Origin of the sequence: Malikia granosa (assembly GCF_002980595.1) — a bacterium.
GTDB lineage: Bacteria > Pseudomonadota > Gammaproteobacteria > Burkholderiales > Burkholderiaceae_C > Malikia > Malikia granosa.
Window position 1 is genome coordinate 67497 of the sequence record NZ_PVLQ01000064.1, and the last position, 13320, is coordinate 80816.

Annotated in this window: 15 protein-coding genes; 8 read left to right on the plus strand and 7 right to left on the minus strand. The window is 68.2% G+C overall.

Features of this window, described 5'->3' with window-relative positions; genetic code table 11:
- The first annotated feature begins 24 nt into the window (after positions 1–24).
- The 5 genes from C6P64_RS14205 (at position 25) to C6P64_RS14225 (ending at position 6009) form a co-directional block, all read left to right on the plus strand.
- Positions 25–1185, plus strand: a complete 1161-nt coding sequence (locus tag C6P64_RS14205) for an ATP phosphoribosyltransferase regulatory subunit (protein WP_105749210.1) — start codon at positions 25–27, stop codon at positions 1183–1185.
- 27 nt (positions 1186–1212) lie between these two features.
- The gene (locus C6P64_RS14210) at positions 1213–2601 is read left to right on the plus strand and encodes an adenylosuccinate synthase (protein WP_105749211.1); all 1389 of its coding nucleotides are present in this window, start codon (positions 1213–1215) and stop codon (positions 2599–2601) included.
- 89 nt (positions 2602–2690) lie between these two features.
- Complete coding sequence (locus C6P64_RS14215) at positions 2691–3218, plus strand: phosphoribosyltransferase (RefSeq protein WP_105749212.1); 528 nt, start codon at positions 2691–2693, stop codon at positions 3216–3218.
- Between the two features lie 15 nt (positions 3219–3233).
- Positions 3234–4796 carry an ATP-binding protein gene (locus tag C6P64_RS14220; protein ID WP_105749213.1) on the plus strand — a complete coding sequence of 521 codons (1563 nt, stop codon included), beginning with the start codon at positions 3234–3236 and terminating at the stop codon, positions 4794–4796.
- Positions 4789–6009 (plus strand): PLP-dependent transferase, encoded by a 1221-nt coding sequence (locus C6P64_RS14225; protein ID WP_105749214.1) that lies wholly within the window; start codon positions 4789–4791, stop codon positions 6007–6009. The genes C6P64_RS14220 and C6P64_RS14225 overlap by 8 nt, the downstream gene beginning before the upstream one ends.
- A gap of 27 nt (positions 6010–6036) precedes the next feature.
- Here C6P64_RS14225 and C6P64_RS14230 read toward each other — a convergent pair whose 3' ends face one another.
- From C6P64_RS14230 to C6P64_RS14245, 4 genes are all read right to left on the minus strand, one after another.
- Entirely contained in the window at positions 6037–7362 is a 1326-nt protein-coding gene (locus C6P64_RS14230; protein ID WP_105749215.1) for a hemolysin family protein, read from the minus strand.
- An 81-nt stretch (positions 7363–7443) separates the two neighbouring features.
- Entirely contained in the window at positions 7444–8145 is a 702-nt protein-coding gene (locus tag C6P64_RS14235; protein WP_105749216.1) for a Bax inhibitor-1/YccA family protein, read from the minus strand.
- Positions 8146–8301: 156 nt separating this feature from the next.
- Entirely contained in the window at positions 8302–8583 is a 282-nt protein-coding gene (locus C6P64_RS14240; RefSeq protein ID WP_146115936.1) for a hypothetical protein, read from the minus strand.
- A gap of 156 nt (positions 8584–8739) precedes the next feature.
- Complete coding sequence (locus C6P64_RS14245) at positions 8740–9411, minus strand: arylesterase (protein WP_105749218.1); 672 nt, start codon at positions 9409–9411, stop codon at positions 8740–8742.
- Between C6P64_RS14245 and C6P64_RS14250 the strand changes: the two genes are divergently transcribed.
- From C6P64_RS14250 to C6P64_RS14260, 3 genes are read left to right on the plus strand one after another with little or no spacing between them, the layout of a single operon-like run.
- Positions 9410–10099 (plus strand): ABC transporter ATP-binding protein, encoded by a 690-nt coding sequence (locus C6P64_RS14250; RefSeq protein ID WP_105749219.1) that lies wholly within the window; start codon positions 9410–9412, stop codon positions 10097–10099. The two genes, C6P64_RS14245 and C6P64_RS14250, sit on opposite strands and share 2 nt — an antisense overlap.
- 51 nt (positions 10100–10150) lie before the next feature.
- On the plus strand, positions 10151–10894 hold the full coding sequence (rlmB, locus tag C6P64_RS14255) for a 23S rRNA (guanosine(2251)-2'-O)-methyltransferase RlmB (RefSeq protein WP_105749220.1): 744 nt from the start codon (positions 10151–10153) through the stop codon (positions 10892–10894).
- An 11-nt stretch (positions 10895–10905) separates the two neighbouring features.
- Positions 10906–11238, plus strand: coding sequence for a hypothetical protein (locus C6P64_RS14260; RefSeq protein ID WP_105749221.1), 333 nt, complete (start codon positions 10906–10908; stop codon positions 11236–11238).
- A 57-nt stretch (positions 11239–11295) separates the two neighbouring features.
- Here C6P64_RS14260 and C6P64_RS14265 read toward each other — a convergent pair whose 3' ends face one another.
- From C6P64_RS14265 to fabG, 3 genes are read right to left on the minus strand one after another with little or no spacing between them, the layout of a single operon-like run.
- Complete coding sequence (locus C6P64_RS14265; RefSeq protein ID WP_105749222.1) at positions 11296–11886, minus strand: chromate transporter; 591 nt, start codon at positions 11884–11886, stop codon at positions 11296–11298.
- Entirely contained in the window at positions 11883–12554 is a 672-nt protein-coding gene (locus C6P64_RS14270; protein WP_105749223.1) for a chromate transporter, read from the minus strand. The genes C6P64_RS14265 and C6P64_RS14270 overlap by 4 nt, the downstream gene beginning before the upstream one ends.
- A 22-nt stretch (positions 12555–12576) precedes the next feature.
- On the minus strand, positions 12577–13320 hold the full coding sequence (gene fabG, locus C6P64_RS14275; protein ID WP_105749224.1) for a 3-oxoacyl-[acyl-carrier-protein] reductase: 744 nt from the start codon (positions 13318–13320) through the stop codon (positions 12577–12579).

Below are 13320 nucleotides of genomic sequence, written 5' to 3' on the forward strand. Positions count from 1 at the left end.
TTTTTAACAGCTCCCGATACCCCCATGTCTGCCTGGCTACTGCCGGATCAAATCGCCGACGTCCTGCCCTCCGAGGCCAGGCATATCGAAGACCTGCGCCGGGCGCTGCTCGACACCGCACGCGCCTACGGCTACGAGCTCGTCATCCCGCCGATGATCGAGCACCTGGATTCCCTGCTGACCGGCACCGGTGAAGCGCTCGACCTGCAGACCTTCAAGCTGGTCGACCAGCTGTCGGGCCGCTCGCTGGGCCTGCGCGCCGACACCACGCCCCAGGTCGCGCGCATCGATGCCCATCTGCTCAACCGCCAGGGCCTGACCCGTCTGTGCTATTGCGGCCCGGTGCTGCATGCCCGGGTCGACCGGCCCTTCGGCACCCGCGAGCCGCTGCAGCTCGGCGCCGAGATCTACGGCCACGCCGGCCGCGAAGCCGACCTGGAGGTGATTGAGCTGGCGCAGGCCAGCCTGGCAGCCGCCGGCCTGCAGCAGCAGACCATCGACCTGGGCGACGTGCGCATCGTCGACTCGCTGCTGGCCGGCCTGGCGCTGGAACCGGCCGCGGTCGCCCGCATCCATGCCGCGCTGGCCGCCAAGAACAGCGCCGAGCTCGATGCGCTCAGCCGCGAGCTGCCGGCCGAGGTGCGCAGCAGCCTGCTGGCCTTGCCTGAACTCTATGGCGGCCCGGAAATCCTGGCTGAGGCGGCGCGGCGCCTGCGCCCGAGCCCGCTGCTCGAGCGCGCGCTGGGCGACCTGCGCTGGCTGGCCGACCAGCTGTCGGGCGCCAACCTGTCCTTCGACCTGGCCGACCTGCGCGGCTATGCCTACTACACCGGGGTGCGCTTCTCGCTCTTCGCTGGCCAGGCCGGTCGGCTGCAGGAGCTGGTGCGCGGCGGTCGCTACGACGAGGTCGGTGGCGTGTTCGGGCGCAAGCGTCCGGCCGTCGGCTTCAGCCTGGACTTGAAGGAACTGGTGTCGGCAGCCGCCGCACCGGCGCTGCAGGCCGCGATCCGGGCCCCCTGGGGTCAGGAGCCGGGCCTGCGCGCCGCCATTGCCGGTCTGCGTGCAGCCGGCGAAACCGTGGTCTGCGTCCTGCCGGGCCACGAACATGAAGTGGACGAGTTCCACTGCAACCGCGCGCTGGTCGCGCAAGACGGCGCGTGGGTGGTGCAGCCCCTGGCAGCCTGATCCCGCCAAGAAGTAAACGGTATCCCTATGAGCGAAAACAATTTCAAGGCCCAGCCTGGGCGCAACGTCGTGGTCGTCGGCACCCAGTGGGGCGACGAGGGCAAGGGCAAGCTGGTCGACTGGCTGACCGAGACCGCCAAGGGCGTGGTGCGCTTCCAGGGCGGCCACAACGCCGGCCACACGCTGGTGATCAACGGCGTCAAGACCGCGCTGCACCTGATCCCGAGCGGCATCATGCGCGCCGAGGTCAAGTGCTACATCGGCAACGGCGTCGTGCTGTCGGTCACCAAGCTGCTGGAGGAAATCGCCGGCCTCGAGAAGGCTGGCGTCGAGGTCCGCTCGCGCCTGCGCATCAGCGAGGCCTGCCCGCTGATCCTGCCCTTCCATGCCGCGATCGACATCGCGCGCGAGGCCGCCAAGGTCAAGGCCGGCAGCGAGAAGATCGGCACCACCGGCCGCGGCATCGGCCCGGCCTACGAGGACAAGATCGCCCGCCGCGCGCTGCGCGTGCAGGACTTGAAGCACCCCGATCGCTTCGCCGCCAAGCTGCGCGAGCTGCTCGAGCTGCACAACCACGCGCTGACCAGTTACCTCGGCAGCGCCGAGATGGCCTGGGACGCTGCGCTGTCGCCCTTCATCGTTGATGGCAAGATCCAGTTCGAGCCGGTGTTTGAACAAGCCATGAAGCAGGCCGAGGAAATCCGCCCAATGATGGCCGATGTCTCGCGCGAGCTCAACGAGGCGCACAAGGCAGGCATCAACCTGCTGTTCGAAGGCGCGCAGGGCACGCTGCTCGACGTCGACCACGGCACCTACCCGTTCGTGACCTCGAGCAACTGCGTGGCCGGCAATGCCGCAGCAGGCGCCGGCGTCGGCCCGGGCCTGCTGCACTATGTGCTGGGCATCACCAAGGCCTATTGCACCCGCGTTGGCGGCGGCCCGTTCCCGACCGAGCTCGAGTGGGAAAAGGAAGGCACGCCGGGCTGGCACATGAGCACCGTCGGCGCCGAGAAGGGCGTGACCACCGGCCGCTCGCGCCGCTGCGGCTGGTTCGACGCCGCGCTGCTCAAGCGCTCTGCCCAGGTCAACGGCCTGTCGGGCCTGTGCATCACCAAGCTCGACGTGCTCGACGGCCTGACCGAGCTCAAGCTCTGCGTCGGCTACGAGCTCGACGGCGAGCAGATCGACCTGCTGCCGATGGGTGCCGACGAGATCGCGCGCTGCAAGCCTATCTACGAGACCCTGCCAGGCTGGACCGACTCCTCGGTCGGCGCCACCCGCTACGAGGACCTGCCGGCCAACGCCCAGGCTTACCTCAGGCGGATCGAGGAGGTCACCGGAGTGCCGATCCATGTCGTCTCGACCAGTCCGGACCGCGACCACACCATCCTGCTGCAGCATCCCTACGCAGCCTGATGTGCCGTGAAAAAGCGGCCCTTGGGGCCGCTTTTTCGCATCCATCCCGCACCGACCCCATACAAGAAACCAGCACAAGCGGAGCCGACATGCTGAGCGAAGACGGCAAACACCTCCACGTCACGGATGACGAGTACCACGCGCTGATCGAGCGGCTTGCGATCCAGGTTTACCAGTCCGGCTGGGAATTCGACACCATCCTGTGCCTCGCGCGCGGCGGCATGCGCCCGGGCGACATCCTGTCGCGCGTCTTCGACAAGCCGCTGGCCATCATGTCGACCAGCTCCTACCGCGCCGAAGCCGGCACGGTGCAGGGTCATCTCGACATCGCGCACTACATCACCACGCCCAAGGGCCAGATCGCCGGTCGCGTGCTGCTGGTCGATGACCTGGCCGATTCGGGCCACACGCTGCGCGCCGTGATCGAGCAGCTGCGCAACAACTACGCGCCGATCACCGAGCTGCGCAGCGCCGTGATCTGGACCAAGGCCTGCTCGGTGTTCCAGCCCGACTACTCGGTCGAGTTCCTGCCGACCAATCCCTGGATCCACCAGCCCTTCGAGAGCTACGACAGCCTGCGGCCGCAGGATCTGCTGGCCAGGCAGCAGCAGGGCTGAGGTCGAAGCGGCATCATGACGCGCCGCAAGCTCCCGATCGGCATCCAGACCTTCGCCAAGCTGCGCGAGCAGGGCTGCTATTACGTCGACAAGACGCCGTTGCTGCTGCGACTGGTGCGGGAGGGCTCGTTCTATTTCCTGAGCCGGCCGCGCCGTTTCGGCAAGAGCCTGTTGATCGACACCCTGGCCGAGCTGTTCGAGTGCAACCGGGCGCTGTTCGACGGCCTGCACGCCGAATCGCACTGGGACTGGTCGAAAAGCTACCCCGTGATCCGCATCAGCTTTGCCGATGGCGTGCTGCACAGCGCCGAACGCCTGCAGCAACGCATCCTCGACAACCTGCGCCAGAACGCCGAACGCCTGGGCGTGACCTTCCCGCCGGACCTCGACGTGCCGGGCCAGTTCGGCGAGCTGATCCGCCAGGCCAGGGCCAGCCATGGTCAGCGAGCGGTGGTGCTGGTCGACGAGTACGACAAGCCCATCCTCGACAACATCACCGAGCCAGGGATCGCGCGCCAGATGCGCGACGGGCTGCGCGATCTCTATTCGGTCATCAAGGGCCAGGACGCGCATATCCAGTTCGCGATGCTGACCGGGGTCAGCAAGTTCAGCAAGGTGTCGCTGTTTTCCGGCCTGAACAACCTGAAGGACATTACCGTAGACGCCCGTTACTCGGAGATCTGCGGCTATACCGACGAGGATGTCGATACGGTGTTCGCTCCCGAGTTGCCGGGCCTGGATCGGGCTCAGATCCGCACCTGGTACAACGGCTACAACTGGACCGGAACCAGCGTCTATAACCCGTTTGACCTGTTGTTGCTGTTCGACAAGCGCGAGTTCCATCCCTACTGGTTCGAGACCGGCACCCCGACCTTCCTGATCGACGTGTTGACGCAGCGAGGCGTCTTCACGCCGCAACTGCAGGCCTTCGTGGCGCAGGAGAATCTGCTGGGCAGTTTCGACGTCGAGCAGATGACCACCGAGGCGCTGCTGTTCCAGACCGGCTACCTGACCGTGGGCAGCGTCTGGCGCATTCCGGGCCGGGCAGAGTTCACGCTCAAGTATCCGAACCTGGAAGTGCAGGCCAGCCTCAACGACAGCCTGCTGCAGCGCCTGAGCGGCGACCCCTCGGTGCCGGGTCCGCAGGTCAGCCAGCTCTACCGCCTGCTGCAGGCGCGGGACTTCGCGGGCCTGCAAGGCCTGTTCACCGCCTTCTTCGCCAGCATTCCGCACGACTGGTACCGCAATTCGCCCGTCGCGCAGTTCGAGGGCTATTACGCCAGCATCTTCTACAGCCATTTCGCGGCGCTTGGGCTCGACATCCGCCTGGAGGACGTGACCAACCGGGGCCGCATCGACATGACGGTGCTGTTCGACGGTCAGGTCTGGTTGTTCGAGTTCAAGGTGGTCGAGCTGGTGTCCGACGGCCGGGCGCTGCAGCAGATCAGGGACCGGGCCTATGCCGACAAGTACCGTGCGCGCGGCGAGCCTATCCACCTGATCGGGGTCGAGTTCAGCAAGGCACGGCGCAGCGTGGTGGGCTTCGAGGTCGAGACGCTACCATCCGGTCATGTCTGATCTTCAAGCCACCGCGATCCTGGTCCCCGCGCTGTTGCAGCCGACCGCGCTGATCCACCACCCTTACCGGCCGCCGGCCGATTTCGACGCCCCGGCACCCGGCGTGCACAAGGCCTCGACCGTGTTCTTTCCCAGCGTGGCGGCGCTGCGCTCGCGTGATTGGAAGGACAAGTCGGCCTATACCTACGGCCTGCACGGTACGCCGACCACCTTCACGCTCGAGGAACGCATCGCCAGCCTCGAGGGCGGCGCGCATTGCGTGCTGGCGCCCAGCGGCCTGGCCGCGATCGCGCTGGTCGACCTGGCCTTGCTGCGCGCTGGCGACGAACTGCTGATCCCGCACAACGCCTACGGCCCCAACAAGTCCCTGGCGCAGGTCGAGCTGGCCGGCTGGGGCATACAGACGCGCTACTACGACCCGATGGACCCGGCCGACCTGGCCGCGAAGATCGGGCCGGCGACGCGCCTGGTCTGGTTCGAGGCGGCCGGTTCGATCACGCTTGAGTTTCCCGACCTGCCTGCGCTGACGGCCATCTGCCGCCAGGCCAGCGAGGGCAGGGCGCGTCCGATCCTGAGCGTGCTCGACAATACCTGGGGCGCGGGCGTGGCCTTCAGCGGCTTCGAGCTCGGCGCCGATGTCGTGATGCAGGCGCTCACCAAGTACCCGAGCGGCGGCGGCGATGTGCTGATGGGCTCGGTCGTCACGCGCGACCCGGCGCTGCACCGCGAGCTGCTGCTGACCCACATGCGGCTGGGCCTGGGCGTGAGCGGTAACGACGCCGAGCTGGTGCTGCGCGGCCTGCCCTCGCTCGCGCTGCGCTATGCGGCGCAGGATGCCGCCGCGCGCGAGCTGGCCGGCTGGATGCAGGCCCAGCCCGGCATCAAGCGGGTGCTGCATCCGGCGCTGCCGGGCTCGCCCGGTCACGAAACCTGGCTGCGCGATGCGCGCGGCGCGGCCTGCCTGTTCACTGTCGTGTTCGATGATGCTGTTCTGCCCGAGCAGGTGGTGGCGTTCTGCGATGCGCTGCGGCTGTTCCGGCTCGGCTACAGCTGGGCCGGCCCGGTCAGCCTGTGCGTGCCCTACGAGCGCGCCGAGATGCGCGGGCGCGACTGGCCGCATGTCCACGGTCCGGTGCGCCTCGCGGTCGGACTCGAGGCCGTGGCGGACCTGCGCGCGGATCTGGCGCAGGCGCTGCGGGTGCTCAGGGCCTGAGCAGCCAAGCCTGGATCGGCAAAGCCTTCATGGCGCTGGCCTGTCCGGGGCAAGTGCCGCATCTTCCGGTGCCGGCAGGCGGCCGGCCAGCACCTTGTCTATCGTGCGGCCGTCCATGTCGACGATTTCCAGCTGCCAGCCTTCCCACTGCACCTTGTCGGCGACCTTGGGCAGGCGCCCGGTCAGCAGCATCATCATGCCGCTGAGCGTGTGGTAGCGGCCACGCTCCTCGTCGGGCACCTTGTCCAGCTCGAGCCGGTCCTTGAGCTCCGGCACCGGAATCAGGCCGTCGAGCAGCCAGCTGCCATCCTCGCGCTGCACCGCCCAGGAGGTCTGCGGGTCGCGCGGGCGGAATTCCCCGGTGATGGCCTCGATCAGGTCGTGCAGGGTCACGATGCCCTGGATCTCGCCGTACTCGTCGATCACGAAGGCCATGTACTCGTCCGACGAGCGGAAGTTGTCGAGCAGCTCCATGCCGGTGATGGTTTCGGGCACGTACAGCGGGGCTTGCAGCTTCTGGCTCTGCAACTCGCGGTCCTCGCCCTTGAGCGCCTGCGACAGCCATTTCCTGGCATGGACCACGCCGACGACATGGTTCAGGTCGCCATCGACCACTGGGTAGCGCGGGTGGTCGGACGCCTCGACCTTGGCCATGTTCTGCTCGAACGGCAGGTTCAGGTCCAGCACCACCACGTCGCCGCGCGGCACCATCAGCGAGGCGATCTGGCGGTCATCGAGGCGGAATACGTTGCGCACCATGGCGTGTTCGTTCGACTCGATGATCCCGGCCGTCGTGCCTTCCTCCAGCATGGCGTGGATCTCCTCCTCGGTGACCGCGTTGGCCGTTGATTCCCTGACCCCGAGCAGCCTGAGCAGGGTGCGGGTGGAGACCGACAGCAGCAGCACGAAGGGCTTCGTCGAGACCGCGAGCAGGTCGATCGGGCGCGCCACCAGCCGGGCCAGCATTTCCGGATTGGACTGCCCGATGCGCTTGGGCACCAGCTCCCCGATCACGATCGAGAAATAGGTCACCAGCACCACCACCAGGCCGGTGGCCAGGACCTGACTGACGGGCTCAGACAAGCCAATGCCAGCCAGCCAGACGGCCAGCGGGGCCGCCAATGCCGCCTCGCCCACGATGCCGTTGAGCACCCCGATCGAGGTGATGCCGATCTGGATGGTGGACAGGAAGCGGGTCGGGTCTTCGCCCAGCTTGACGGCGGCGGCGGCCGCCTTGTCGCCTTCGTCGATCAGCTTCTGCAGCCGCGCCTTGCGCGCGGTGACCAGCGCGATCTCCGACATGGCGAACAGGCCATTGAGGACGATCAGCGCGAAGAGTATGGCTATTTCCATTGAGATCTTTTGTCAGGGCCTGCTCCACAGGCAGGAAGACCCGTCGTCGACGGGTCCGCATCGGTGCTCCGGGGCCGGTTGTCAGTCGTCGCGACCGCCGAAGATGCCCAGCAGGGCCAGCAGCGACTGGAACACGTTGTACAGGCTCAGGTAGACGCCAAGGGTAGCCGTGATGTAGTTGGTCTCCTCGCCGTCCTGCACCCGCTTGAGGTCGTACAGGATGAAGGCCGAGAAGATGCCGATCGCCAGCACCGACAGCGTGATCATCAGCGCGCTGGACTGCAGGAAGACATTGGCGATGCCGGCCACCAGCAGCATGATGACGCCGACGAACAGGAACTTGCCCATCGAGCCCAGGTCGCGCTTGATGACCGACGACAGGGTCGCCATGCCCAGGAAGATCGTGCCCGTGCCGGCAAACGCCGTCATGATCAGGCTGGCACCGTTGGCCAGGCCCAGCACCGATCCGACCAGCCGCGACAGCATCAGCCCCATGAAGAAGGTGAAGGCCAGCAGCACCGGCACGCCGGCGGCCGAGTCCTTGGTCTTCTCGATCGCGAACATGAAGCCGAAGGCACCGGCCAGGAACACCACCATGCCGACGCCCGGCGACATCAGGGCGGCAAGGCCGGTGGCCACGCCGATCCAGGCGCCCAGCACGGTGGGCACCATGGACAGCGCCAGCAGCCAGTAGGTGTTGCGCAGCACGCGATGGCGTTGCTCAGCGCCAACGCCCCAGGCGTCGCGGCTGGAGTGGGAAAGACTATCGAGATGGGTATTCATGATGAGAAACCTCGCAAGGGATTGCAGAACGGCAAATGGGACAACAGGCGGCGCTCCGGATCGGCGGCGCCATGACAGGCTCGCCACGCAGTGGCCAGGAAGTAGGAGGGGCTGACGCCAGGCCGGTCGGAGCCCGGAGGGCTCAGGCCGGGGGCATCAAGCGAGGGTGCTGGGCGGTCGCTGCAGCGCGGCCAGGAAAGGCCAGGGCAGGCGGGCGCTGGCGCAGCCGAATTGCGGCGCGGCCGGGCTCTGGCCGAAAGCCGGGCTGGGGGACAGGTGATCGGCCAGGTCGGGCCAGTCGGACAGTTCGGCGCTCAACAGGTTGTCGTCGGGCGAGTCCGGGTCGGCATCCGCGCCGAATAGCTCGTCGGCCAGCTCCGGTCCGGCAAGGTCGAACAGCAGATGGGTGTCGCCGGCCTTGACGCTGCGCGGGTCCATGCTCAGTCCGAACGCAGACAGACCTGCGCCGAGAAAGAACATCAGTGAAAAGACCGCTGCCAGCCGGCGTACCATGGTGCTTTCATTATAAGCAGGCCGTCCATCAAGCGCCCTGGCCCATGGCATCGACGCTTCTCGCGGTCTGTCCGGCCTGGTTCAGGGCTTGAGCAGCCGCCTGAGCTCCGGCCAGACGTTGTCGAGCATCCGCGGCTGGGCGGCCTCGTTCGGGTGGATGCGGTCGGCCTGGAACAGCGCGGTCGGGTTGGCGCCATCGGCCACGCCCGCCAGGAAGAAGGGCACCAGCGCGGCTTGCTCGGCCTTGGCCACCTCGGCATAGAGCTGGCGGAACTGCTCGGCGTGGCGCGCGCCGTAGTTGGGTGGCACCTGCATGCCCAGCAGCAGCACGCGCGCGCCGGCCTGCCGGGCGGCGCGCGCCATGGCGCGCAGGTTGTCGCGCGTCATCTCGAGCGGCAGGCCGCGCAGCGCGTCGTTGCCGCCGAGCTCGATCACGACCAGCGCCGGGCGGTGCTGGGCCAGCAGCGCCGGCAGGCGCGACTGGCCGCCCGAACTGGTGTCGCCGCTGATGCTGGCATTGACCACCTGCCAGCCCGGCTGGCGCGCGTCCAGCCTTTGCTGCAGCAGCGCGGCCCAGCCGGTGCCGCGCTGCAAGCCGTATTCGGCGCTCAGCGAGTCGCCGACGATCAGCAGCCGGCGCGGCTCGGCCGCCGTCGCCGCCGCGAGCAGGCCGGGTGCCCATGCCCCCGCCAGCAGCGCGCGACACAGGCCCGAGTTAAAGTAACGACGAGTCAATTGAGGAATTCTGTCCATGTCCGATGCGATTATTGCCGTGCAGCAGCTGTCCAAGTCCGTGACCGATTCCGGCGGCACGCTGGACATTTTGCGCGATGTCGAGTTCGAGCTGCAGCGCGGCGAGACAGTGGCCATCGTCGGCGCCTCGGGCTCGGGCAAGAGCACCCTGCTGGCGATCCTGGCCGGGCTCGACACGCCCAGCCGCGGCCGCGTGCTGCTGGCTGGCCAGGACCTGTTCGCGCTGGCCGAGGACGAGCGCGCCGAGTGGCGTGCGCGCCAGCTCGGCTTCGTGTTCCAGAGCTTCCAGCTGCTGACCCACCTGAGCGCGCTCGAGAACGTGATGCTGCCGCTCGAGCTCGCGGGCCGGCGCGATGCGCGCGCCGCTGCCACCCGCATGCTGCAGCGCGTCGGCCTGGGCGAACGGCTCGGTCACTACCCGCGGCTGTTGTCGGGCGGCGAGCAGCAGCGCGTCGCGCTGGCGCGCGCCTTCGTGGTCGAGCCCGCGGTGCTGCTGGCCGACGAGCCGACCGGCAGCCTGGACTCGGCCACCGGCGACCGCATCATGGCCCTGATGTTCGAGCTCAACCGCGAGCAGGGCACGACGCTGGTGCTGGTCACCCATGACCGTGAGATCGCCCGGCGCTGCGAGCGCCGGATCGTGATCGAGGCCGGTCGCGCCCGCGAGCTGCCGGCCGAGGCTGGCTGAAGCCGCTGGCATCAGCACCAGCGCGGCGGCGCAGGCCTGATAATCGGAGCCATGTCCTCTCCCAAAGTATTGTTCGGCTTCCATGCCGTCGGCGTGCGCCTGAAGACCGCGCCGCAGTCCATCATCGAGATCTATTACGAAGCGACCCGGCGCGACGCGCGCATGCGGCAGTTCATCGACCGCGCCAAGGAGGCGGGCGCGCGCCTGATCGAGGCCGACAGCCTGCGCATCGCCAAGCTCTGCGGCAGCCACGGCCACCAGGGTGTCGCGGCGCGCGTGACCGAGGTCGAGCAGGTCAGATCGCTCGACGAGCTGCTCGAGCAGCTCGAGGCCGACGGCATCGCGCCGCTGCTGCTGGTGCTCGACGGCGTGACCGATCCGCACAACCTCGGCGCTTGCCTGCGCGTGGCCGACGGCGCCGGCGCGCATGCGGTGATCGCGCCCAAGGACCATGCGGCCGGCATCAACGCGACGGTGGCCAAGGTCGCCAGCGGTGCTGCCGAGACCATGCCCTATTTCATGGTCACCAACCTGGCACGCACCCTCAACGAGCTCAAGGAGCGCAATATCTGGATCATCGGCACCAGTGGCGACGCCGACAAGACCATCTACCAGGCCGACCTCAAGGGGCCGGTGGCGCTGGTGCTCGGTGCCGAGGGCCCGGGCATGCGCCAGCTCACGCGCAAGACCTGCGACGACCTGGTCGGCATCCCGATGAAGGGCGCGGTCGAGAGCCTCAACGTCTCGGTCGCCAGCGCGGTCTGCCTCTACGAAGCGCTGCGCCAGCGCGGCTGAAGGAACACCCCATGAAGCGACTCACCCTGACCCTGGCGGCGATCGCGCTGCTGGCGGGCTGCACCCAGGAGCAGCAGAACAAGCTCGGCCGCGGCATCCAGAACTGGACCGGCACCGACGGCGTGCTCGAGATCTATGCCGGCGACAAGCTGGTGCGCCGCTTCCTCAAGGTCGATAAGATGAGCACCGCGCTGGGCACCGACGACAAGACGCCGCGCGCCTACCGCTACGGCTACGGGGTGTTCGACGAGAACCTCAACATGGTCGCCGATCCGGGCGAGAAGCGGGTCTATTTCGAGATCAGCGACTACACCAACGCGGTGTTCTTCGACAACCCGCACTGATCCGCGGCGTTCCACCGCGCCCAATCGGTCCGGCGTGCCTGGTGACCGGCGGCAGATTCAGACCAGTCCGAAGGCACCCAGCAGCCCGCCAGCGGCGATGGCCCACAGCAGGTGCACGCGCGTCTTCCAGATCAGCAGCGTGGTCGCCGCGGTCAGCCCCCACAGCGGCCAGTTGCTGCCGGGTGCTGCTGCGCCGAGCAGCCAGCCCAGCGCCAGCAGCAGGCCGACCACGACCGGCGCCATGCCGGCCTTGAAGGCGCGCACCGCCAGCAGCTCGCGGTTGCGCCAGGCCCAGCGCGTCGTCAGGTAGTTCAGCGTGCAGGACGGCAGCAGGCAGCCCAGCATCGCGAGCAGCAGCCCGAGCAGCGCCAGCAACCAGGCTTGCGGGCCTGCCGCGAGCCCGCCGCCGGCATTGAGCCCGACCTGCCAGCCCATCAGCGCGACGAACAGGATGTTGGGTCCGGGTGCCGACTGCGCCAGCACGATCGAGGAGGCGAACTGCTCGTGGCTGAGCCAGTGCTGCTGCTGCACCAGGAAGCGCTGCATCTCGGGCGATGTGGTCAGCGCGCCGCCGACGCCGAGCAGCGACAGGCTGGCGAAATGACCGAACAGCAGCAGCCAGTCGGCAGCGCTCAATGTCGAACTCATGTCGATTCTCCGGCGCGCGATGCGGCCCGTTCCATGGCCTGGCGCAGGCAGCGCGCGGCCCAGAGGCAGGCCAGTCCGCCGACGACCAGCAGCACCCAGACCAGCGGCAGCCGCAGCCAGGCGATGCCGACGAAGCTCAGCGCGGCGACCAGCGCGGCAGCGCCCAGCCCGAGCGGGCTGCTGCGCAACGCCGGTGCCAGCTTGAGGCCGGTCGCGATCACCAGCCCGGCCGATACCGCGCCCATGCCGCGCAGCGCGCCGCGCACCAGTTCCTGTTCGGCGACGCCGCTGTAGAGCACCGCCAGCGTGAGCACGAGCAGCAGTGGCAGGGTCAGCAGCCCGGCCAGCACGGCCAGCGCGCCCGACAGGCCGAAATGCCGCGCGCCGAAGGTCATGCCGAGGTTGACGACATTGGGTCCCGGCATGATCTGCGCGACCGCCCATTCCTCGAGGAACTGCTCGCGCGTCATCCAGCGCTTCTTCTCGACCAGCTCGCTCTGCACGACCGCGAGCAGGCCGCCAAAGCCCTGCAGCGCGAGCCAGTTGAACGACCAGAACAGGTCGGCGCGCGAGCGCGGCGGCACCACCTGCGCGCCCGGATCGGCACCGGGCGTGGCTGGAGCGGAAGGAGGGGAGCCGGGTCGGACTGGCGCTGCTGGGGCTTTCATCAGCGCCGATTTTCGCGCAGGATCAGAGCGTCAGGCCGCCATCGACCTCGAGCACCGCGCCGGTGATGTAGCTGGCCTCGTCGCTGGCCAGGAAGGCATAGGCGTTGGCGATCTCCTCGGCCTGGCCCAGGCGCTTGAGCGGCACCTTCTGCGCCAGGTCGTCGAGCACCTTGTCCGGCACCGTGGCGATCATCGGGGTCTTGATGAAGCCCGGTGCCACCGCATTGACCCGCACCCCCTTGGGGCTGAGCTCGCGCGCCCAGGTCTTGGTGAAGCCGATCACGCCGAACTTGGTCGCGGCATAGTTGGTCTGGCCGAAGTTGCCGTACAGGCCGACAACGCTCGAGGCGTTGAGGATCACGCCGCTGCCCTGGCTGACCATCTGGTTCGAGACCGCCTGCGAGCAGTGGAACACACCGCGCAGGTTGACGTCGATCACGCGGTCGAACTGCTCGAGCGTCATCTTCTGCAGCCGCGCATCCTGGGTGATGCCGGCGTTGTTGACCAGCACGTCGATGCGGCCATGCGCTGCCAGCACCCCGGCCACGACGGCATCGACCTGGGCCCGGTCGGTCACGTCCATCACATGGCCCTCGGCCTGCGCTCCGGCGGCGCGGCAGGCCTGTGCCACCGCCTCGACCTGCTCGGGCTTGAGGTCGCAGGCGACCACGACCGCACCCTCGCGCGCGAACTTGAGCGCCGTGGCCTCGCCTATGCCCTGGCCGGCACCGGTGATCAGACAGACTTTTCCTTCGAGCCGCTTCAT